Genomic DNA, 21,432 nt, shown 5'->3' on the forward strand with positions numbered 1-21,432 from the left:
CCGTGACCCCGCCGCTGATCCTGACCTGCGGCGAACCCGCGGGCATCGGTCCGGAACTCGCCCCTCTGGCGCTGGCTGCGGGCGTGCCCTTCGTCTGGCTTGGCGACCCCCGGCATCTGCCGGAGGGCACGGTCTGGGCCGGGGTCACGGCGCCCGGCGATCCCGTCGCATCCGGCACGCTGCCCGTCTTGCGCCACGACTTCGCTGCCCCTGCGACTCCCGGCAGCCCCGATCCAGCCAATGCGCAAGGCATCATCGACGTAATCGCCCGCGCCGTGGCGCTGGCAATGGAAGGGAAAGCGGGTGGCATCTGCACCCTGCCCATCAGCAAGCAGGCCCTGAAGGAAGGCGCAGGCTTTGCCTTTCCCGGCCATACCGAATACCTCGCCCACCTCTCTGGCGGGGCCGAGGTGGCGATGATGCTCGCCTCGACCACGGTGCATCCGCCCTGCCGTGTCGTCCCCGCCACGATCCATATCGCGCTCGAACAGGTCCCGCATGCCCTGACGCCCGAGCTGATGGAGCGCACCATCCGCATCACCCATGCGGGCCTGATCCGCGACTTCGGTATCGCGGCCCCCCGCATCGCCGTCGCCGGCCTCAACCCCCACGCTGGCGAGGGCGGCGCCATGGGCCGGCAGGAACTCGACTGGGTTGCCCCCCTCTGCCAGCGCCTTGCGGCCGAGGGAATGCAGGTCACCGGCCCTCTGCCCGCCGACACGATGTTCCACGCCCCCGCTCGCGCCCGCTATGACGCGGCGATCGCCTGCTACCACGACCAGGGACTGATCCCGATCAAGACGCTGGACTTCGCAGGGGGCGTGAACGTCACCCTTGGCCTGCCCTTTGTCCGCACCTCGCCCGACCACGGCACCGCCTTCGACATCGCGGGCCGGGGCCGGGCCGATCCCTCCAGCACCATCGCCGCGCTGCGCATGGCCTGGGATATGGCGCAAAAGCGGTCAGCGGCATGACCGATCTTTCGGCCCCAAATATCCTGCGGGGGTGCGGGGGGGCAAAGCCCCCGCTTGCCGCCCGTTGAACGCGATCGACGGCCTGCCGCCCCTGCGCGAGGTCATCGCCCGCCATGATCTGCGGGCGAAGAAGCAGCTTGGCCAGAACTTCCTTCTGGACCTCAACCTGACCGCCCGCATCGCCCGCGCGGCAGGCGACCTCACCCGATGCGACGTGATCGAGGTCGGCCCCGGCCCCGGTGGCCTGACACGCGGCCTTCTGGCCGAGGGCGCGCGCCACGTGCTGGCCATCGAAAAGGACGCCCGCGCAATTCCCGCGCTGGAGGAAATCGCCGCCGCTTATCCCGGCCGGCTGACGGTGATCCACGGCGACGCGCTGGAGATCGACCCGCTCGCCCATGTCACGCCCCCGGTCCGCATCGCCGCGAACCTGCCCTACAACATCGGGACGGAACTGCTGGTCGGCTGGCTGACCCCACCCGAATGGCCGCCCTTCTGGCAATCACTGACGCTGATGTTCCAGAAGGAGGTCGCGCAGCGCATCGTGGCGAAGCCGGGCGGCAAGGACTATGGCCGCCTTGCGATCCTCGCCCAATGGCGCTGCGAGGCGCGGATCGTCCTGACCCTGCCGCCGCAGGCCTTCGTGCCCGCGCCCAAGGTCGAGTCTGCGGTCGTCCACCTGACCGCCCTGCCCGCGCCGCGCTTTCCGGCCGATCCGCGTGTGCTGGAAGAGATCACCCGCGCCGCCTTCAACCAGCGCCGCAAGATGCTGCGCGCTTCGCTGCGCGGGCTGAATCCGCAGATCGAAACGCTTCTGGCCGAGGCTGGCATCCCGCCGACCGCCCGTGCGGAAGAAATCGACCTGGAACGCTTCTGCATCCTTGCCCGTGCGCTGGCGGCTGCGCGCAGCACGGGCTGACCCCGGCGCTCACCGGACGATCACGGGCAGGAAAGCTTGCAAAGACCCGGCTGCGGCGGCGATCCTGCACGCAGCCATGCAGGAAAGCCGTTGACGTTGTTTGACGAGTTCCCGCCTGAACGATGGGGAGACAGGCACAAGGACATTGTACAAGACAACCTCGCGGGCCAGCAGTCCCAAGGCATTAGACCGTCAGCACGACATGAGCTTCTGCTGGAATCCGTGCCTGCAGCGCAGGACCACCAAACCGCGGAACTTTCCGGGCGGCATTGCAGGAGGCGCGTCCTACGCGCCCCTGCAGTCCTGATGCCTTATTCTTCCCCGGCAGCTTCGGGGGTGGCAACCACAGCCTCGCCGTCCTCAGTGCGGCGGCGACGCTGGGGGGCACGGCGCGGCGTCGTCGCGCGCGGCTTGCGGGTGCGCGGAGGTGCCGCCTGCAGATCGACCGCAGCTTCGTCGCGGCTTTCGGGCGTTTCCACCGGCACCGCATTGTCGTCACCCTGCGCTTCGGGCAGGCCGGGAAGGTCGGGCTGCGAAAGCTCGGGCAGCGCGGCATCCTCGCTGGGCACCGGGTCCGCCTGCGCCTTGACAGCGGGCGCCTCGGCGGCAGGCGTCTCGACGGCGGGGGCCAGCGGCAGGATCTCGGCGGCGGCTTCGGCGGGGGCCTCGGTCACGGGTCCGACGGTCGGGCGTTCGTCGCGGCGGTTGTCCTCGCGCTCGTCACGCCGGTCATTACGATCATCGCGGCGAGGCTGGCGGTTGTCGCTGCGGTCGTCCCGGCGGGTGTCACGCGGCTCGTTGCGGCCGTCGCCGCGATCATCGCGCCGCTCGCCCTGCGGCTGGTTGCCCTGGTAAGGGTAGCCGTTGCGCTGCTCCTCGCGCCCGTCGACGCCGGGCTGCTGGCCGCCGAACTGGGCCTGACGCTCGGCCTGCTCGCGCTGGGCCTCGCCCAGCATCCGCGTGTAATGCTCGGCATGCTGCAGGAAGCTCTGCTCGGCCACGCGGTCGTGGGACAACTGCGCGTCGCGGGCAAGCGCAAGGTATTTCTCGATGATCTGCTGGGGAGTGCCGCGGACTTTCCCTTCGGGGCCGGAGCTGTCGAAGACGCGGTTGACGACGTTGCCCAAAGACCGCGGATTGCTGCGGGACTTGTTGCGCGAGCGGGACTTGGAAGATCTCATCGTGCCAATGTTCTTGGTCCGGCGCGGAACGCCTGGATGCGGTTGGGGTCACGGTGCTGCGGCATGGGTCGGGACAGTGGCCCGGCAATTCGCGGAACTCTCCGGCAACGGTGTGTGCGGATGACCCGTGCGGGGCATCATGCCCCTGTCACGCCGCCTGCTAACCATGCAAGATGATCCATGGCAAGTGAAATCGCCCTGAAACACGGGTCGTTTATCTAAAAATGCATCCGATCAGCCCGGATTGCGCGCCATAATCACCCGGTCGCGCCCGTCAAGATCGTGGCGGAGGCCGATCTGCTGCAACCCGCAGGCCGCGAAAATCGCGCTGACAGCCGCGGCCTGCGTCGGCCCGATCTCGACCGCAAGCCAGCCGCCGGGCGACAGATGCGGCCCTGCCCCCGCGGCGATGGCGCAATAGGCGGAAAGCCCGTCGCCCTCGTCGGTCAGGGCGACGCGGGGTTCCCACTCGCGCACCTCGGGCGACAGGGCGGGCATCTCGTCGGCGGCGATATAGGGAGGGTTCGAAACGATGAGGTCGAAATGGCCTCCGGCCGCCGAGAACCAGTCCGAGCGCCGGAAATCAGCGGCAATGCCCAGTGCGGCGGCATTGCCACGCGCAACCTCCAGCGCCGCTTCGGACAGATCGACCCCAAGGCCCCGTGCGCCGGGACGGTCGGCCAGCAGCGACAGAAGGATTGCCCCGGTTCCGGTGCCGAGATCCAGCACCGAGCGCCATGGCAGTTCCAGCGCGGCGGCCACCAGCGTTTCCGTATCGGGGCGGGGATCGAGGGTGTCGCGGGTGACGCGGAAGCGGTGTTTCCAGAAGTCGCGATAGCCGATGATCTGGCTGACCGGCTGGCGTTCCAGCCGCGCGGCGATGGCCTCCTCGAAGCGTGGGACCGCATCCGGCGGCATCGGCTGCGCCAGCGCATCACGCAGGGCATGGCGGGGAAGGCCCAGCGCGTGCCCCATCAGCACCAGCGCGTCGCCGGCCGCAGTGTCGATCCCGGCGGCGGCCAGCCGGGCACTCGCCTCGGCCAGCGCCGCGTGACCGTCCCTCACCCTTCGGCCTCGGCCAGCCGGGCAGCCTGGTCGTGGGCGGTCAGCGCGTCGATGATCTCGGTCAGGTCGCCGCCCATCACCCGGTCCAGCGCATAGATCGTCAGGTTGATCCGGTGGTCCGTCACCCGTCCCTGCGGGAAGTTGTAGGTGCGGATGCGCTCGCTGCGGTCGCCCGAGCCGACCTGTGACCTGCGGTCGGCGGCGCGTTCGGCATCGGCGCGGGACCGTTCCATGTCGTAAAGCCGCGCCCGCAGCACTGCCATCGCGTTGGCGCGGTTCTGGTGCTGCGACTTTTCCGAGCTTGTCACCACGATCCCGGTCGGCAGGTGGGTGATCCGCACCGCTGAGTCCGTCGTGTTGACGTGCTGGCCCCCCGCCCCTGACGAGCGCATGGTGTCGATGCGGATGTCGGCGGCGGGGACGTCGATGTCCACGTCCTCGGCCTCGGGCAGGACCGCCACGGTCGCGGCCGAGGTGTGGATGCGCCCGCCCGATTCCGTTTCCGGCACCCGCTGGACCCGGTGGACGCCGGATTCGTATTTCAGCCGGGCGAAGACCCCCTCGCCCGCGATATGGGCCACGGCCTCCTTGACCCCGCCCAGTTCGGATTCGGCCAGTTCCAGCAGGCGGAAGTCCCAGCCCTGCTGTTCCGCATGGCGCTGATACATCCGCAGCAGGTCGCCCGCGAACAGCGCGGCCTCGTCGCCCCCGGTGCCGGGGCGGATTTCCAGGATCGCGGGCCGGGCATCCGCCGCGTCCTTCGGCAGCAGCGCCAGCCGCAGCGCCTGTTCCAGTTCCGGCAGAAGCGCGCGCAGGCGGGCGATCTCGTCCTCGGCCAGTTCGCGCATGCCGGGATCGGCCAGCATCGCCTGCGCCTCGGCAAGACCCGCCCGCGCCGCGCGCCATTCGGCGACTTGGGCGACCACCGGCCCGAGCTCGGCATATTCGCGGCTGACGCGCGCAATCTCGTCGGCCTGCGGTCCCGCGTTCAGCCGCGCTTCGAGATACTCGAAGCGGCTGACGATCTGGTCGAGGCGGTCGGCGGGCAGCATCCCTGCCGCTTAGACCCCATGACCGGGGGCGGCAAGGGCGCATGAAAGGCGAAAGCTTTGATCTGCATCATGGAACCGTCACCGCCCCGGTGCGATAGTCCGTTGACGCGCGGAAACCGCATCAAGCGAATGGAGCCATGATGACCTACCGTCCCCTTATGTATCTTACCACGGCCCTTGTCCTTGTGGCGCCCGTTGCCTTTGCACAGCCGGCGACCGCCCCCGCCGCCGTTGTCGAACAGGCGCAGGGGGTGCAGGTCCCCGCGGCGGGCGACCCGGCGCAGGAAGCGATCGCCGCGGGCGACGCCGCCCTGGCCCAGGGGTCGACCGAGGAGATCGCCGCCGAAACCGCCGTGACCCCGCCCGAGGGCGGTGCCGTGTCAGACCCCCAAGCCATGCCCGAGGCTGCCGCAGTCGAATCGCCCGATGCCGAACTGCGCGCCGAGGCCGCGGACTGGTTCGAGCCGATCCCCCGCGCCGCCGAACTGCCCAGCGGCCGCCCGATCACGCGCGCGCGGGCGGATCTGGGACGGATGCTGTTCTTCGATCCCCGGATGTCGCTGTCGGGCGTCTTTTCCTGCCACTCGTGCCACAACCTCGGCCTGGGCGGGACGGACCAGCTTGAAGCCTCGGTCGGGCATGGCTGGCAGCAGGGTCCGCGCAACTCGCCCACCATGCTGAACGCGGTCTTCAATGCCGCCCAGTTCTGGGACGGCCGCGCCGAGGATCTGGCCGAGCAGGCCAAGGGTCCGGTGCAGGCGGGCGTCGAGATGAACAACACGCCCGAGAACCTGATCGCGACCATCAGTTCGATGCCCGGCTATGTCGAAGCCTTCGAGGCCGCCTTTCCCGGCGAGGAAGACCCGATCACCTTCGACAACTTCGCCTTGGCGCTTGAAGCGTTCCAGACCACGCTCATCACCCCGAACTCGCGCTTCGACCAGTGGCTGATGGGCGTGGACGGGGCGATGAACGAACAGGAAAAGCGGGGCCTGCAGGCTTATATGGAGGCGGGCTGCACGACCTGCCATGCGGGCGTGAACTTCGGCGGACAGGAATACTTCCCCTTCGGCCTGGTCGAGGCGCCCGACGCCGAGGTGCGCCCCGAGGGCGACGTCGGCCGCTATGAGGTCACCCAGACCGAGGAGGACCAGTATGTCTTCCGCGCCTCGCCGCTGCGCAACGTCGCCCTGACCGCGCCCTATTTCCATTCCGGCAAGGTCTGGAGCCTGGAGGAAGCGGTGAAGATCATGGCGACCGCCCAGCTCGGCACCGAGCTGACCGAGGAACAGGCCGAGGACATCACCGCCTTCCTGATCACGCTGGACGGCGAGCAGCCGCAGGTCGTTCACCCGACCCTGCCCGTCCGCACCGACAAAACGCCGCCCCCCTCGCCGATCGACGCAGCCCCCGGGGCAAATGCCGCGGCGAACTGATCGCGGCTGAAAAGCATCAGGGCCGCCCAAGGGCGGCCCCTTTCTTCTGCCAGGTTCGGCCGGATCAGCCCTTGATCGCCTCGACCGAGATCTGGATCTCCATCTCGTCCGACACCGCCGGCGCGAGCATCCCGAGGTTGAAGTCGCTGCGCTTGATCTCGCCCTCGGCCACGAAGCCGACGGCCGGCTTCTGGGTCATCGGATGCGCGGCCGCCTTGCGAAGATCGACATCCAGCGTCACCGGGGCGGTCACGCCGTTCAGCGTCAGCTCGCCCGTGACCTTGGCCTCGTCGTCATCCTCCAGCTCGACCGAGGTCGAGCGGAAGGTCACCTGCGTGTCGGGCGAGGCGCCGTTCAGCATCTGGTCGCCATACATATGCTGGTCGAGATCCGCGTCGATGGTGCTGATCGACGACAAGGGGAAGCTGGCCTCGACGCTGGAGTTCGCGGGATTCGCCGCGTCCAGGGTGATCGTCCCGGTGACGCCGTTGATCATGCCGTGGCTGATGGAAAAACCCAGGTGATCATACGAGAACACGATCTGGCTGTGGCCCGGGTCGATCACATAGGCGCCGCTGATGTCGCCGCTCTCGGCGGGGGCTGCCGCGGCTGCCACGGCCTGGGCTGCAGGCTCGGGGGCGGCGGGGGCCTGCTGCGCGTCGGTGGCGGTCTGCGCAAGGGCGGGGGCCGCCAGCAGGGTGGAAAGGGCAAGGAAGGAGAGGGTGCGGGTCATGAAGGCTCCTGTCGTTGATGTGGCTATGCAGGGATAGGTAGTGTGAGGAACATCGAACCGCCATTCTTGTTCCGGAAGCAGTCTTCTTCCATCGGTTTGCGCCGAATCCGCTTGCTTGGGACGGCGCGTCCCCTATAAGGCCCCATTCCTTTCCGCAGTTTTGCGAAACCGGCGCAGCCTCTCGTGGCGGGGCGCGGAAAGGATCTTACCCGCCTATGAAGCGCGCCCGAGACGAGAAGGGATTGCCATGCCGCTTTACGAGCATGTGCTGATCGCCCGCCAGGACCTGTCGAACGCGCAGGCCGAAGGGCTGATCGAACATTTCTCGACCGTGCTGGCCGACAACGGCGGAACGGTCAAGGAAAGCGAATACTGGGGCGTGCGAACGCTCGCCTACAAGATCAACAAGAACCGCAAGGGCCATTACGCCTTCCTGCGTTCGGACGCGCCCTCGGCCGCCGTGCAGGAGATGGAGCGTCTCGCCCGCCTGCATGACGACGTGATGCGCGTGCTGACCGTCCGCGTGGACGAGCATGCGGAAGGCCCCTCGGTCCAGATGCAGCGCCGCGACGACCGCGAGCGTGGTGATCGTGGGGACCGTAGTGATCGTGGCGACCGCCGTGACGGGGACCGCCGGGACGGCGACCGTGGCGAGCGCCGCGAATCGCGCGGCGAGGATCGTGGGGATCGCGAGCGCGCCCCCCGCGGCGACCGTTTCTGATCGTAAAGGAGCGACATCATGGCGACCAAACCGTTTTTCCGCCGCCGCAAGGTCGATCCGTTCGGGAGCGACAACGCGCCCGCGATCGACTACAAGGACACCCGCCTGCTGCAGCGCTACATCAGCGAACGCGGCAAGATCGTGCCGTCGCGGATCACCGCCGTCTCGGCCAAGAACCAGCGCAAGCTGGCGCAGGCGATCAAGCGCGCGCGCTTCCTTGCGCTGCTGCCTTACGCCGTGAAGTGAGGATCTGACCGATGCAAGTCATTCTTCTGGAACGCGTGGCCAAGCTGGGCCAAATGGGCGAGGTGGTGCGGGTCAAGGAAGGCTTCGCCCGCAATTATCTGCTGCCGCAGGGCAAGGCGATGCGCGCGTCCGACGCCAACATCGCCGCCTTTGAAGTCCGCAAGGCCGAACTGGCCAGCCGCAACGACGAGACCCGCGCGGAAGCGCAGCGCATCGCCGAAAAGCTGGACGGGGCGAGTTTTGTCGTCATCCGTTCGGCCTCGGACGCTGGCGCTCTCTATGGCTCGGTCACGCCGCGTGACATCGCCGAGGCAGCCGCCGCCGATGGTTTCCAGGTCGAGCGCCGCCAGATCGTTCTGGCCGAGCCGATCAAGGATCTGGGCCTGCACGACGTGACGGTCCACCTGCACCCCGAGGTCGAGGCGAAGATCACGCTGAACGTCGCCCGCTCGCCCGAAGAGGCCGAGCTGCAGGCGACGGGCCGCTCGATCCAGGATTTGGCCGCCGAGGAAGACGCCGCCGCCGAATTCGAGATCGCCGAACTGTTCGACGACATCGGCTCGGCCGGCCGCGACGAGGACGACGCCCCCCGCGGCTGATTCCGGCCTTCTTGAAAACTTTGAACCGCGCCGCATCCCGGCGCGGTTTTCTTTTGCGCGAACCTCACCGGAACGCCCCTGCCCCGCTGCAAGTTGGTTTGCCGGACCTGCAAGGAGGCAGTCATGAGCACGCATCCCACCATCCTCGGCGACATGGTCAAGAACGAGGGGGAAAAGGACGACAAGACCTCGCTGGATGTCGAGCGCGACCTCGGCACACCCACCGGCATCGACAGCGACACGACGGATGTCGCCCGCGATCTGGCGATCCCGCCCTCGGACCTGCCCGATGCCGAGCGGCAGCCGGATGCCGGCTCGGGGCGCAAGCAGTCGGAGTGACAGGGCGCGCGGCTGCGGGAACGATCGGCCGAGCCGATGTGTTGGAGGACCAAAGGGACCGCATCGCCGCAGACGCGGCAGCAGCAAGGAAAACCTCATGTCCGATACCGACAACCTGCCGTCCAACAGCTATATTCCCCAAGGCGGGGGCCTTGGCCGGCCGGTGGACCGCCGGCAGGAACGCTACCAGCCCTCGGGGCACAGCGCCCGCCCGATCCCGCCGCATGGCGACGTGTCGCCTGACGGGGAACGGATCTGGCCGCAGCCGTCGATGACCTCGCGCGTGCTGGTCTATGGCGGCGCGGCAATCGCCGCCGCCGCCGCGACCGCCGGCGTGGTGCTGGCCGCGCGGAAGGTGGCCGACATGGTGACCGGCGACGACAGGCTTAACCGCGAGGCCGAGGACGCCGCCGAACGGGCACGGGTCAAGGTCTATGACGAGGCCCATGGCCGCTACACCGCGCCTCGCATGGCCGCCCTGCCCGAACGCGAGCGCGAGGCCGTGCGCGCCCGTGCCCGCAGCCGGATGCGCGAGGATGACGCCCAGCGCAGCCGGATGCGCGCGGAAGCCCGGCGCAAGCACGGGGGCGACCGCAAGCCTGCCCCTCCGCGCCAGGGGGTTCAGCCCATGGGCTTTCTGGACGATGTCGAACATACCGCCCAGCGGCTGACGTGCACCGTCAACGACGTGGTGAACGGCATCGGCGCGGCGGTCGCGGCCTTCCGGTCGGTCGCAGCCCAAGCCGAAGGCGTGATGCGCGACTTCCATGGCGCAGCCGATCAGGTGCGCGGCTTTCTGGATACCGGGCGCGGCACCGGAACGAACCCCGCGCCGCGCCGCGACCCTTACCGCCGCCCCGCGCGCCGCGACGTGGTCGACCTGCGCGACACGGGCGAACCCGCGCAGGGCGAGGGCGATCCCGCCCGGACCCACCGCCTGTAAGCCCGGTCGTCCGGCATCCCCGATCCGGCCGCGCCTTTCCGGCGCGGCCTTTCCCCACCCGAGGCACCCATGACCGATCCGAAACCCGATGTCTTCGCAGCCTTGTTCGACCCGCTTCCCGAAGGCTGGCGCGAACGCAAGGGGTTGCCGCCCGAACCCGGAGGGTCGAAGCAGGACAGGCCGGAAAAGCCGGGCCACGGGAAGGAGTCCGCAGCCGCGGCTGCCAAGACCGAAAAGGCAAACGAGGCGCCGCCGCCCCGGCGTCCCGGCGCCCCGGAATCGCCCTGGCAGTTGAGCCGGCAAAGCTGGGTCAAGATCGGCAAGCGCGTCGTCACTGAATTCACCGCCGACCGCGTCACCTCGGTCGCGGGCGGCGTCACCTTCTTTGCGCTGCTGGCGCTGTTTCCCGCGATCACGGCGCTGGTGTCGATCTACGGGATGCTCGCCGATCCGGCGACCATCGCCGACAACCTGTCGATGCTGGATCGCATCCTGCCGGAAAGCGCGCTGGAACTGATCTCGGGACAGGTGATCGCCATCGCGTCGGCCCCCACTACATCGCTGTCCATCGCCGGGATCATCGCGATCCTGATTGCCCTGTGGTCCGCCAATGGCGGCATGAAGGCGCTGATCGAGGCGCTGAACATCGCTTGGTTCGAGACCGAGAAGCGCGGCTTCATCAAGCTGAACCTGGTGTCGCTGGCGCTGACCCTCAGCGCGATCGTGGGCGTCATCCTGATGATCGCACTGGTCGCGGTGCTGCCGGTGCTGCTGAACACCGTCCTTGCCGGCAGCGGCGTCGAGACATGGCTGAACTGGCTGCGCTGGCCGATCCTTGCCGGGATGCTGATCCTGGGGCTGGCGGTGATCTACCGCTTCGGCCCCAGCAAGGAAGACCCCCAGTGGCAATGGATTTCCCCCGGCGCGGCCGTGGCGGCGCTGGGGCTGCTGATCGCCTCGATCCTGTTTTCCTGGTACACGGCGAATTTCGCCAACTACAACGAGACTTACGGCTCGCTGGGGGCGGCGGTCGCGATGATGATGTGGCTGTGGATCGCCGCCATCGTGGTCCTCACCGGGGCCGAGGTGAATTCCGAGGTCGAGCGGCAGATCAAGATCGAGAACGGAGTCGAGCCCAAGGACGAGGACGACATGGACCGCAGATGAAAAAGGCCGCCCCAAGGGGCGGCCCTGTCGTTCAAGCCGGGACGATCAGATCTCGTCCAGCGCCTCGAGCGCCTTTTCCAGTTCCTCCTTGGAAACGGAACGGTCCGTCACCTTGGCGCCGGCGATGATGTGATCCACCACCTTGTCTTCGAAGATCGGGGCGCGAAGCTGCTGGCGGGCGCCCTCGTTCTGCTGGATGAACTCGAAGAAGGCGCGTTCCTGTCCGGGGAAGTTCCGGGCCTGGCGCATGACCGCTTGGGTCATTTCCTGGTCCGAGACGTTGATCTCGGCCTTCTGCCCCACATCGGCCAGCAGCAGGCCCAGACGCACGCGGCGCTCGGCCAGCTTCTTGTGCTCGTCCGTCGGCTCGATGGAGCCGTGGTTGTGGCCCTGCTCTTCCGGGTGTTCCTCGTGCCAGAGCTGGTGGGCGATCTGCGCGGCCTCGGCCTCGACCAGCGATTCGGGCAACTCGAAGCTGACCAGCTCGTCCATGCGGTCCAGCAGGGCGCGCTTGACCAGCGCACGGCTTGCGCCCTGGTATTCGGCCGACAGACGCTCGCGGATCTGGGTCTTCAGCGCGTCCAGGCTTTCCGCGCCGAAGCGCTTGGCCAGTTCGTCGTCGATCTCGGCCGCCTTCGGCGACTTGACGGCGTGGATGGTGGTCTCGAAGACCGCGTCCTTGCCCTTGAGATTCGGGGCGCCGTAATCCTCGGGAAAGGTGACGTTGACGTTCACGCTGTCGCCTGCCTTGACGCCAGCCAACTGGTCCTCGAAGCCGGGGATGAAGGACCCCGAGCCCAGCACCAGCGGATAGCCCTCGGCGCTGCCGCCCTCGAATGCCTCACCATCGACCATGCCCTTGAAGTCGATGGTGACCTGGTCGCCCGGCTGCGCGGCCTCGCCCTCGGCGCGGTCCTCGAAGTCTTGGGCGTTCTTTGCCAGGTTCTCCAGCGCCTCGGTCACGGCCGCTTCCTCGGGCTCGACCGTCAGCCGTTCAAGCTCGACCGCCGACAGGTCCACTTCCGGGATCTCGGGCAGCAGCTCGTAGGAGACGTTGACGACCACGTCGTCGCCGTCCTTCCAGCCTTCGCCGTTCTGCATCTCGATCTTCGGCTGCATGGCGGGGCGGACGCTGTTTTCCTGCATATGCGCGCTGATCGCGTCGTCGATGGATTTCTGCATCGCATCGCCCATGACACGCGGGCCGTAGTTCTTCTTCAGCAGCGCCATCGGCACCTTGCCCTTGCGGAAGCCCTTCATCTCGATCTGGGGCTGCGCCTCGGCCAACTGGCGATCGACCTCGGCGGCCAGATCGGCGGCGGGCAGCGTGAACTGGTAGCCGCGCTTGAGACCTTCGTTCAGGGTTTCCTTGACCTGCATGGGCATTCCTTTTGTCATGTCGAAGGGGCCGCGACAGCAGCGGCCGTGCAGTTTGTGCGCCCTTCTAGGGACCCCCGGCCGCGCGCGCAAGCAGCGGCGCCATGCTGTCGCAGGGCGGACTTCACCGGTTCGTGCCTTGTGCTTGCAACCCGGCTGATCCATCGCGGACTGCCCAAACCAGGGATGGCGTGATGAGGATCGTTGGTCTGTGCCGCTTTTCGCTGGTCGGACGGGGCGACTGGCGGGCCACCCGGAAGATGAGGGCGGAGGAGTTCGGGGCAATCGCCTCGGAACGCGCCGCGATGCTCTTCGCCCCCCGCCGGCTGGAAGCGCGGCTTGCCACCTTCGAGCATCTCACCCTTGCCTCGCTGAAGGGGCAGACGGACCCCGACTTCACCTTTGTCGTGCTTGCATCAAGCCTGATGCCCGAGTTCTACCAGGACCGGCTGGAAGCGGTCTGCGCGCAGGTGCCCCAGGTCGTGCTGCGCTATTTCCCCGTGACCAGTGCCGAGGCGGCCCAAGACGCGACCTTCCGGGAACTCGGCATTCCGTATCGCGACACCCTGCAGTTCCGGCTGGATGACGACGACTGCCTTTGCGCCGATTACGTCGAGGTGATGCGACGGCACGCGGCGCCCCTGATGGACGGCCCTGAGGTCTTCGCCGCAAGCCTGACAGGGGTGATGTTCTCGGTCCTGAACGGGCAAAGGCCGGTGATCCATGACTGGCCGGTGGCGTTCTTCAGCGCCGGCGCCGCCATGCGCCATCCCCGGCGCAGCATCTTCCGCTTTGGGCATTACGCGCTGCCGCAAAGGTTTCCGCATCTGACATTGCCGCGCGGGATGGCGCTTGTGACGCATGACGGCAGCAACGACACCGGCGCGCCGAACGAGACCCGGAAAAAGCGCCGCGGCATGACCGAGATGAGTCCATCCGAGATCGGGGCCGTGCGGGACAGGTATTTCCCGTTTCTGACCGAAGCGGGCATGATGGTGGCCGGACTGACCGGCGCGCTTGAAAGGGCTGGCTGATGCGGCATTTCCCGGCCACATGCCGGGCATGACGGCGCGGCGGATGCTTCAAGGGTGGCATGGTGCGGGTAAAGGGACTCGAACCCCCACGCCTTACGGCGCCAGAACCTAAATCTGGTGCGTCTACCAGTTCCGCCACACCCGCATCCCCGGCGCAGCGCGCCGGTCGGGGCCTTGTAGCAAAGCCGCCGGGCGCGCGCGAGAGGAAATCACAGCCCGAGATCGCGGAACACGCCCGGCAACTGGTCGGGCAGGTCGTCGGCGATCAGGCCGGGGCCGAAGCGGCGGGCGGCGGCGGCGTGCAGCCAGGCGCCGGTCGCCGCGGCCTCAATCGGCGGGAAGCCGCGGGCGAGCAGCCCGGTGATGATGCCCGCAAGCACGTCGCCTGTCCCCGCAGTGGCAAGCCAAGGCACGTCCCAGGCGCCAATGACGCGCGGCGGCCCGGACCCGTCCGCCACGACCGTCGCCGCGCCCTTGTGCAGGAGCACGCATCCGACCCCGCGCGCGGCCTCCTGTATCGTCCCGATGAGGCTGCGGCTTGCGTCGACGCTCTTGGGAAGCAGGCGGGCAAACTCGCCGCCATGGGGGGTCAAGACGACCTCGCGGTGCCGGGTCAGATCGAACAGCGCCTGTGGATCGTCGGCAAAGGCGGTGAGCGCGTCGGCATCCAGCACGAGCCTCAGCCCATGGCGCGCGCGGGGATGGTGCAGCGCCGCCTCGACCAGAGCGCGGGCACGCTTCAGCCCAAGGCCCGGGCCGAGGCAGAGGGCGCGGATGCGTTCATCCTCCAGCGCGGCGGTCAAGTCGTCCGGTCCCGCTATGACCCGGCGCATCAGCGCGTCGGGCAGGGCCGGAGTCACGCCGCCCTCCGGCAACCCCAGCGTCACCAGCCCCGCGCCGACGCGCAGAGCGGCCCGCGCGGCCAGCCGCGCCGCGCCGGCGTGGCTGGCGCCGCCCGACAGCACCAGCGCATGGCCGTGGTCGTATTTGTGCTGCCCCGCGTCCTTGGCGAGCGCGGGCGCAGAGGGCGGCAGATGGCGGGTCCACAAGAGGGGATACTGGTTGAACCTGCGCGAGCCGGGACCGGAGAAGCGCATCCATTCGTTGTGCAGCCCAAGATCGGCAACCATCACCCGGCCCGACAGCAGCGGCCCTTGCCCCAGCACATGGCCGGGACGGGCGCGATGGAACGTGACCGTCAGTTCCGCCGCCGGCTCGGCGGAATCGGCCGCGCCGCTGTCGAGGTCGAGCGCGCTGTGGCCATCGACGCAGACCAGATGATCCGAGTTCTCGGCGAAATCGTAGAGGTTGCCATACCAGCCCTGCGGCATCGGATGGCGCGCGCCCGAGCCGAGGATCGCATCAACCGCGACATCGTAGGAGGTTCCGATCATATGGCCGGGGAACTCGCCTTCCGGGTCGGGCGCATCGTCCACCTTGCCCCCGGCCTCGATCAGCCTCTGGCGGGCGGCGGCGGCCTCGGGGGGCTGGCGCGCGGGATCGCCCAGGCCGATCACGTCCACGGACCAGCCCTTCTCGTGCAGCAGCCGGGCGACGATATAGCCGTCGCCGCCGTTCAGCCCCGGCCCGCAGAGGACCACGGCCGAGCCGGGAAACCGCCCGCCCCCCGGCGCAAGCTCGGGCCATGCCTGCTCGATGGCGGCGACCACGGCAGCGCCCGCGATCTCCATCAGCCCGGCACTGGTCGCCGCGCCGCTGGCGAAGACCTCCTGTTCAAAGGCGCGGATGGTGCGGCAGGGCACAAGTTCGGTCCCAGCTTCCGGGTTCGTTCCAAGTTCGATCAACATCTCACCACCCTGCCCAAGATTTGGGCACCTGCTGCCGAATGCCGGAAACCAGGGCAGTCGCCCGGCGCACCGGCATTTACCCCGTCCATCAAACCCGCCACCACACCTTCAAGGCAAGCCGGACAGGAGCAAAGCGCGATGAAGAAGGTCGAAGCCATCATCAAGCCGTTCAAGCTGGACGACGTGAAGGAGGCGCTGCAGGACGCGGGCGTCCAGGGCCTGTCCGTCACCGAGGTCAAGGGCTTCGGCCGCCAGAAGGGCCATACCGAGCTTTACCGCGGCGCCGAATATGTCGTCGATTTCCTGCCCAAGGTGAAGATCGAGATGGTGCTGCCCGACGACCTGGTCGATGCCGCCATCGAGGCGATCATCGGCGCCGCCCGCACCGACAAGATCGGTGACGGCAAGATCTTCGTTTCCCCCGTCGAGCAGGCGATCCGCATCCGCACCGGGGAAACCGGCGACGACGCCGTCTGAGCCGAAATCCTACCCACGAACCCGCAACCACGCGGCAAGGAGAAGTTTATGGCCACAAAAACGGTCGCAGAGGTTCTCGACCTCATCAAGTCGGAAGAGGTCGCCTATGTGGACGTCCGCTTCACCGACCCCAAGGGCAAGCTGCAGCATGTCACGCTGGACGTGGACCTGATCGACGAGGACTGGTTCGAGGAAGGCTTCATGTTCGACGGCTCCTCCATCGCCGGGTGGAAGTCGATCGACCAGTCGGACATGAAGCTGATGGCCGATCCTTCCTCGGCCTATATCGACCCTTTCTACGCCGAAAAGACGCTGTGCCTGCATTGCAACGTGGCCGAGCCCGACACGGGCGAGCCTTATGACCGCGACCCGCGTAGCACCGCCGTCAAGGCCGAGGCCTATCTGAAATCGACCGGCATCGGCGATGCCTTCTACTGCGGTCCCGAGGCCGAGTTCTTCATCTTCGACGACGTGCGCTATTCGGTGACGCCGCAGAAGGTCAGCTTCCAGATCGACGCCCATGCCGCCGCTTGGAACACCGACGCTGAATACGACAGCGGCAACCAGGCGCATCGCGCGGGCTTCAAGGGCGGGTATTTCCCCGTGAATCCGATCGACGAGGGGCAGGACATCCGGTCCGAGATGCTGTCCACCATGAAGCGCATGGGCATCAAGGTAGACAAGCACCACCACGAGGTCGCCACCTGCCAGCACGAGCTGGGGATGATCTTCGGCGGGCTGGTGGAACAGGCCGACAACATCCAGAAATACAAATACGTGATCCACAACGTGGCCCACGCCTATGGCAAGAGCGTGACCTTCATGCCGAAGCCGATGAAGGGCGACAACGGCTCGGGCATGCACGTCAACATGTCGATCTGGAAGGACGGCCGCCCGCTGTTTGCCGGCGACCGCTATGCCGATCTGTCGCAGGAAGCCCTGTGGTTCATCGGTGGCATCCTGAAGCACGCGAAGGCGCTGAACGCGATCACCAACCCCTCGACCAACAGCTACAAGCGGCTGATTCCGGGCTTCGAGGCCCCGGTGCTGCGCGCCTATTCCGCCCGCAACCGCTCGGGGGCGGTCCGCATCCCGTGGACCGAGTCGCCGAAGGCCAAGCGCGTCGAGGCCCGCTTTCCCGATCCCTCCGCCAACCCCTATCTCGCCTTCGCGGCGCTGCTGATGGCGGGGCTGGACGGAATACGGGGCAAGATCGACCCCGGCCCGGCCTCGGACAAGGATCTCTATGACCTGCCGCCCGAGGAACTGGCCGAGATCCCAACCGTCTGCGGGTCCTTGCGCGAGGCGCTGGAGGAGCTGGAGAAGGACATGGACTTCCTGCTGCAGGGCGACGTCTTCACCCGCGACCAGCTGGAAAGCTACATCCGGCTCAAGTGGGAAGAGGTCTATGCCTTCGAGCATACTCCCCATCCCATCGAATACGCGATGTATTACAGCTGCTGATCCCAGCGGCAGGATGATGCGGAAGGGCGCCCCATGCGGGCGCCCTTTTCTGTCGCGCCCGTCACAACAAAGTTCAGCGGAACACCTCCGCCGTCGCCGCCGTTCGGCTGGCACAACAGTTGGAGGCATGAATGCGCGCGATCACCTTTCAGGGCACCGGCAAGGTCCAGGTGGACAACGTCGACGACCCCACTATCGAGGATCAGGGCGATGTCGTCCTGAAGGTCACCAGCACCGCCATCTGCGGCTCGGACCTGCATCTTTACGACGGCTTCATCCCCGAGATGCGGAAAGGCGACATCCTCGGTCACGAGTTCATGGGCGAGATCGTCGCTGTCGGCTCGGGCGTGACCAGGTTCAAGCAGGGGGACCGGGTGCTGGTGCCCTTCAACATCGCCTGCGGGCAGTGCGACTTCTGCCGCGTCGATGCCTTTGCGCTGTGCGACAACACCAACCCCGACCACGAGAAGGTGGACGCGCTCTATGGCCAGTCTCCCGGCGGGATGTTCGGCTATTCGCATCTCTTCGGCGGTTATGCTGGTGGACAGGCGGAATACGTGCGCGTCCCCCATGCCGACGTGGGACTGGTCGCCGTTCCCGAAAGCCTGCCCGACGAAAAGGTGCTGTTCCTGACCGACATCTTCCCGACCGGCTATCAGGCGGTCGAGCAGGTCGGCACCGGCCCCGGCGATCTGGTCGCGATCTGGGGCGCGGGCCCCGTGGGGCAGTTCGCCATCCGCTCGGCCTTCATGCTGGGGGCCGAGCGGGTCTTCGCGCTGGATTTCGAGGAAGGGCGGCTCGACATGGCCCGCAAGGCGGGGGCCGAGACGATCAACCTGTCGAAAGAGGACAGCTACGAGCGGCTGCTGGACCTGACCGGGGGCAAGCTGCCCAACCGCTGCATCGACGCCGTGGGGCTGGAAGCGCATGGCGCATCCGTCATCGGCAACATCTACGACAAGGCCAAGGCAGCCATGATGCTGGAAACCGACCGGCCGAACGCACTGCGCGATGCGATCATGTGCTGCCGCAAGGGCGGCGCGGTGTCGATCCCCGGCGTCTATGCGGGCGTGGCCGACAAGTTCCCCATCGGCGCGGCCTTCGGCAAGGGGCTGATGATGCGCGGCGGCCAGACCCACACCCGCGCCTATATGGAGCGCCTGCTCAAGCGCGTCGAGGCGGGCGAGATCGACCCCAGCACCATCATAACCCACCGCGGCACGCTGGAGGACGGGCCGGGCTTCTACGAGAATTTCCGTGACAAGCGCTCGGAATACATCAAATGCGTGATGACGCCCTGACGGACGCCTGACCAAGGCCGGGCTAAGCTGCCCGGCCCGATTCGGTTGCACTGCCGGCGTGGGGGGTTCTAAGAGGCAGGCGAACGCTCCCGCGACGGAAGGCCCCGCCATGATCCCCCGCTATTCCCGCCCCGAGATGGTGGCCATCTGGTCGCCGGAAACCAAGTTCCGCATCTGGTACGAGATCGAGGCCCATGCCTGCGATGCCCAGGCCGACCTTGGAGTGATCCCGCGCGAGAACGCCGAGGCCGTGTGGAAGGCGAAAGACGTCCAGTTCGACGTCGCCCGCATCGACGAGATCGAGGCCGTCACCAAGCATGACGTCATCGCCTTCCTCACGCATCTGGCCGAGCATATCGGCGCGGATGAAGCCCGCTTCGTCCACCAGGGCATGACCTCGTCAGACGTGCTCGACACCACGCTGAACGTCCAGTTGGTGCGCGCCGCCGACATCCTGCTGGACGACATGGACCGGGTGCTCGCCGCGCTGAAGACCCGCGCCTTCGAGCACAAGGATACGGTGCGGATCGGCCGCAGCCACGGCATTCATGCCGAGCCCACGACGATGGGCCTGACCTTCGCCCGCTTCTACGCGGAAATGGCCCGCGGCCGCGAACGGCTGGAACGTGCCCGCGAGGAGGTCGCGACCGGCGCGGTCTCGGGCGCCGTCGGCACCTTCGCCAACATCGACCCGGCCGTCGAGGAACACGTCTGCCGCATGATGGGCCTGCGCCCCGAGCCGATCAGCACGCAGGTCATCCCCCGCGACCGCCACGCGATGTTCTTCGCCACGCTGGGCGTCATCGCGTCGTCCATCGAGAACATCGCCATCGAATTCCGCCACATGCAGCGCACCGAGGTGCTGGAGGCGGAGGAGTATTTTTCGCCCGGCCAGAAGGGCTCGTCCGCGATGCCCCACAAGCGCAACCCGGTTCTGACGGAAAACCTGACGGGCCTTGCGCGCCTCGTCCGCATGGCCGTGGTGCCGGCGATGGAGAACGTGGCGCTCTGGCACGAACGCGACATCAGCCATTCCTCGGTCGAACGCGCCATCGGGCCGGATGCCACGGTCACGCTGGACTTCGCCCTGAACCGTCTGGCGGGCGTGATCGAGAAGCTGGTGATCTACCCCGAGAACATGCTGAGGAATATGAACAAGTTCAAAGGGCTGGTCATGTCCCAGCGCGTGTTGCTGGCGCTGACCCAAGCCGGTGTCAGCCGCGAGGACGCTTACCGCTTGGTCCAGTGCAATGCCATGAAGGTCTGGGAACAGGGCGCCGACTTCCGCGAGGAACTGCTGGCCGATCCCGAAGTGACGGCGGCGCTCTCGCCTGCCGAGATCGAGGAAAAGTTCGACCTCGGCTATCACACCAAGCATGTGGACACGATCTTCCGCCGGGTCTTCGGGGCGGCGTGAAGCCGTTAACCTGAGGTTAAGGCCCGTCTGCGAGACTGCCCCCCAGGTCTGATTCACGGGGGCGGACATGCTGAGGGTAGTGCCGGGGTTGTCCCCCCGGCAGAAGGCGGCGGTGGTGGTCCGGGTGATGCTCGCGGACGGGGCGGATCTCGACCTGTCCCGACTGCCGCCCGAGTTGCAGGCGCTTCTGGCGCAGGAAATGGCGGGGATGGAACTTGTCGACCGCGACACCTGCGACCGGGTGATCGCCGAGTTCTGCGGCCAGTTGGAAGCGGTGGGCGTCACCTTCCCCGGATCGATCGACGGGACGCTCGACATCATCGGCGCGCATCTTTCCGCCGACACCAACAGCCGGCTGCGGCGGATCGCAGCGCTGAACGGCTCGGCAGACCCTTGGGACCGCATCGCCGCGCTGCCCCCCGCGCAACTGGCGGAACTGGCGCGGACCGAGGCCATCGAAGTCGCGGCGGTGATGTTCACCCGCCTGCCCGTCGCCCGTGCGTCAGAGGTCTTCGGGCTGCTCGACCCCGCGCTTGCCCGCCAGATCGCCTATGCGATGTCGCTGACAGCCGGGATCGAGGCGCCTGCCCTGCGGCGCATCGGGCTGGCGCTGATGCGCGCCGTGGACGCCCTGCCCCGGCCCGCCATCGAAGGTCAGCCGGTCGAAAAGGTCGGCGCGATCCTCAACTTCGCCCCGGCGCTGACGCGCGACACGGTCCTGGCGGGGCTGGATCAGGACGATGCCGATTTCGCCGGCCGCGTCCGCAGGACCATCTTCACCTGGGCCACCATCCCCCGCCGCATCGACCCCCGCGACATCCCCCGCGTCATTCGCGAGGTCGATGCCGCCACCATCACCAAGGCCCTTGCCGGCGCAACGGGCGAGAATGCCGCAACGGTGGAGTTCCTGTTGTCCGGCCTCAGCACCCGCCTGGCCGACAGCATGCGGGAAGAGATGGAAGGCGCAGGCAAGGTCACGGCCCGCGACGCTGAAGAGGCGATGAGTGCCGTTGTCGCCGCGATCCGGCGGATGGAACAGGCCGGAGAGCTGTTCCTGATCGTCGAGGAGGACGAGGGCACCGGCGGATGACGGCACCGCGCACGCTGCGGAAGGGGGGTGCGCGGACGAGCCGTCGGCTTGCAGCGGGGCGGGCGGCCCGATTATGACGCGCGCAGGAC

The 21,432-nt window shown here is 67.7% G+C and carries 21 protein-coding genes and 1 tRNA gene; 15 read left to right on the forward strand and 7 right to left on the reverse strand.

Translation table 11 applies throughout. The features are described 5' to 3' along the window. Positions 1-2 precede the first annotated feature (2 nt). Positions 3-974, forward strand: coding sequence for a 4-hydroxythreonine-4-phosphate dehydrogenase PdxA (pdxA, locus tag H5395_RS02590; RefSeq protein WP_182790975.1), 972 nt, complete (start codon positions 3-5; stop codon positions 972-974). 64 nt (positions 975-1,038) lie between these two features. Next, positions 1,039-1,893 carry a 16S rRNA (adenine(1518)-N(6)/adenine(1519)-N(6))-dimethyltransferase RsmA gene (rsmA, locus tag H5395_RS02595; protein WP_182790976.1) on the forward strand — a complete coding sequence of 285 codons (855 nt, stop codon included), beginning with the start codon at positions 1,039-1,041 and terminating at the stop codon, positions 1,891-1,893. A 311-nt stretch (positions 1,894-2,204) separates the two neighbouring features. On the opposite strand, the gene H5395_RS02600 is transcribed toward rsmA, so the two are convergent. The 3 genes from H5395_RS02600 to prfA form a co-directional block, all read right to left on the reverse strand. Further along, positions 2,205-3,074, reverse strand: coding sequence for a DUF4167 domain-containing protein (locus H5395_RS02600; protein ID WP_182790977.1), 870 nt, complete (start codon positions 3,072-3,074; stop codon positions 2,205-2,207). A gap of 234 nt (positions 3,075-3,308) precedes the next feature. Beyond that, positions 3,309-4,139 (reverse strand): peptide chain release factor N(5)-glutamine methyltransferase, encoded by an 831-nt coding sequence (prmC, locus tag H5395_RS18465; RefSeq protein WP_370576352.1) that lies wholly within the window; start codon positions 4,137-4,139, stop codon positions 3,309-3,311. Continuing rightward, the gene (gene prfA / locus H5395_RS18470; RefSeq protein WP_200559362.1) at positions 4,136-5,191 is read right to left on the reverse strand and encodes a peptide chain release factor 1; all 1,056 of its coding nucleotides are present in this window, start codon (positions 5,189-5,191) and stop codon (positions 4,136-4,138) included. The genes prmC and prfA overlap by 4 nt, the downstream gene beginning before the upstream one ends. A gap of 395 nt (positions 5,192-5,586) precedes the next feature. Here prfA and H5395_RS02610 point away from each other — a divergent pair, with 395 nt between their 5' ends. After that, positions 5,587-6,627, forward strand: a complete 1,041-nt coding sequence (locus tag H5395_RS02610; RefSeq protein ID WP_182791107.1) for a cytochrome-c peroxidase — start codon at positions 5,587-5,589, stop codon at positions 6,625-6,627. Positions 6,628-6,691: 64 nt separating this feature from the next. On the opposite strand, the gene H5395_RS02615 is transcribed toward H5395_RS02610, so the two are convergent. Then, complete coding sequence (locus tag H5395_RS02615; RefSeq protein ID WP_182790978.1) at positions 6,692-7,360, reverse strand: YceI family protein; 669 nt, start codon at positions 7,358-7,360, stop codon at positions 6,692-6,694. A 247-nt stretch (positions 7,361-7,607) separates the two neighbouring features. Between H5395_RS02615 and rpsF the strand changes: the two genes are divergently transcribed. The 6 genes from rpsF to H5395_RS02645 all read left to right on the forward strand — a co-directional run bounded on the left by rpsF (position 7,608) and on the right by H5395_RS02645 (position 11,375). After that, a complete protein-coding gene (gene rpsF, locus H5395_RS02620; protein WP_182790979.1) occupies positions 7,608-8,081 on the forward strand; it encodes a 30S ribosomal protein S6 in 474 nt (157 codons plus the stop codon). Between the two features lie 18 nt (positions 8,082-8,099). Beyond that, positions 8,100-8,327: a 30S ribosomal protein S18 gene (gene rpsR / locus H5395_RS02625; protein WP_182790980.1), complete on the forward strand. Its 228-nt coding sequence runs from the start codon at positions 8,100-8,102 to the stop codon at positions 8,325-8,327. Between the two features lie 11 nt (positions 8,328-8,338). Then, positions 8,339-8,926, forward strand: a complete 588-nt coding sequence (gene rplI, locus H5395_RS02630; protein ID WP_182790981.1) for a 50S ribosomal protein L9 — start codon at positions 8,339-8,341, stop codon at positions 8,924-8,926. A 123-nt stretch (positions 8,927-9,049) separates the two neighbouring features. Next, the gene (locus H5395_RS02635) at positions 9,050-9,265 is read left to right on the forward strand and encodes a hypothetical protein (protein WP_182790982.1); all 216 of its coding nucleotides are present in this window, start codon (positions 9,050-9,052) and stop codon (positions 9,263-9,265) included. A 97-nt stretch (positions 9,266-9,362) separates the two neighbouring features. Continuing rightward, complete coding sequence (locus H5395_RS02640) at positions 9,363-10,208, forward strand: hypothetical protein (RefSeq protein ID WP_182790983.1); 846 nt, start codon at positions 9,363-9,365, stop codon at positions 10,206-10,208. A 69-nt stretch (positions 10,209-10,277) separates the two neighbouring features. Then, positions 10,278-11,375, forward strand: coding sequence for a YihY/virulence factor BrkB family protein (locus H5395_RS02645; RefSeq protein ID WP_182790984.1), 1,098 nt, complete (start codon positions 10,278-10,280; stop codon positions 11,373-11,375). 45 nt (positions 11,376-11,420) lie between these two features. Here the strand turns inward: H5395_RS02645 and tig are convergent, their stop codons facing one another. Next, a complete protein-coding gene (gene tig, locus H5395_RS02650) occupies positions 11,421-12,755 on the reverse strand; it encodes a trigger factor (protein WP_182790985.1) in 1,335 nt (444 codons plus the stop codon). 191 nt (positions 12,756-12,946) lie between these two features. Between tig and H5395_RS02655 the strand changes: the two genes are divergently transcribed. Then, positions 12,947-13,786, forward strand: a complete 840-nt coding sequence (locus H5395_RS02655) for a glycosyltransferase (protein ID WP_182790986.1) — start codon at positions 12,947-12,949, stop codon at positions 13,784-13,786. Positions 13,787-13,846: 60 nt separating this feature from the next. Here the strand turns inward: H5395_RS02655 and H5395_RS02660 are convergent. Both H5395_RS02660 and H5395_RS02665 read right to left on the reverse strand, forming a co-directional pair. Then, a tRNA-Leu gene (locus tag H5395_RS02660) sits at positions 13,847-13,931 on the reverse strand. 64 nt (positions 13,932-13,995) lie between these two features. Then, positions 13,996-15,594, reverse strand: a complete 1,599-nt coding sequence (locus H5395_RS02665; protein ID WP_182790987.1) for an NAD(P)H-hydrate dehydratase — start codon at positions 15,592-15,594, stop codon at positions 13,996-13,998. 138 nt (positions 15,595-15,732) lie between these two features. On the opposite strand from H5395_RS02665, the gene H5395_RS02670 reads away from it, so the two are divergent. The 5 genes from H5395_RS02670 to H5395_RS02690 all read left to right on the forward strand — a co-directional run bounded on the left by H5395_RS02670 (position 15,733) and on the right by H5395_RS02690 (position 21,343). Further along, positions 15,733-16,071 carry a P-II family nitrogen regulator gene (locus H5395_RS02670; RefSeq protein ID WP_090752357.1) on the forward strand — a complete coding sequence of 113 codons (339 nt, stop codon included), beginning with the start codon at positions 15,733-15,735 and terminating at the stop codon, positions 16,069-16,071. Positions 16,072-16,119: 48 nt separating this feature from the next. Further along, positions 16,120-17,535, forward strand: a complete 1,416-nt coding sequence (glnA, locus tag H5395_RS02675; RefSeq protein ID WP_182790988.1) for a type I glutamate--ammonia ligase — start codon at positions 16,120-16,122, stop codon at positions 17,533-17,535. Between the two features lie 131 nt (positions 17,536-17,666). Beyond that, positions 17,667-18,836, forward strand: a complete 1,170-nt coding sequence (locus H5395_RS02680) for a zinc-dependent alcohol dehydrogenase (protein ID WP_182790989.1) — start codon at positions 17,667-17,669, stop codon at positions 18,834-18,836. A 109-nt stretch (positions 18,837-18,945) separates the two neighbouring features. Then, complete coding sequence (gene purB, locus H5395_RS02685; protein ID WP_182790990.1) at positions 18,946-20,253, forward strand: adenylosuccinate lyase; 1,308 nt, start codon at positions 18,946-18,948, stop codon at positions 20,251-20,253. 67 nt (positions 20,254-20,320) lie between these two features. Further along, complete coding sequence (locus tag H5395_RS02690; RefSeq protein WP_182790991.1) at positions 20,321-21,343, forward strand: flagellar motor switch protein FliG; 1,023 nt, start codon at positions 20,321-20,323, stop codon at positions 21,341-21,343. Positions 21,344-21,432: the final 89 nt, after the last annotated feature.

Source organism: Paracoccus sp. MC1854 (assembly GCF_014164635.1).
Taxonomy (GTDB): domain Bacteria; phylum Pseudomonadota; class Alphaproteobacteria; order Rhodobacterales; family Rhodobacteraceae; genus Paracoccus.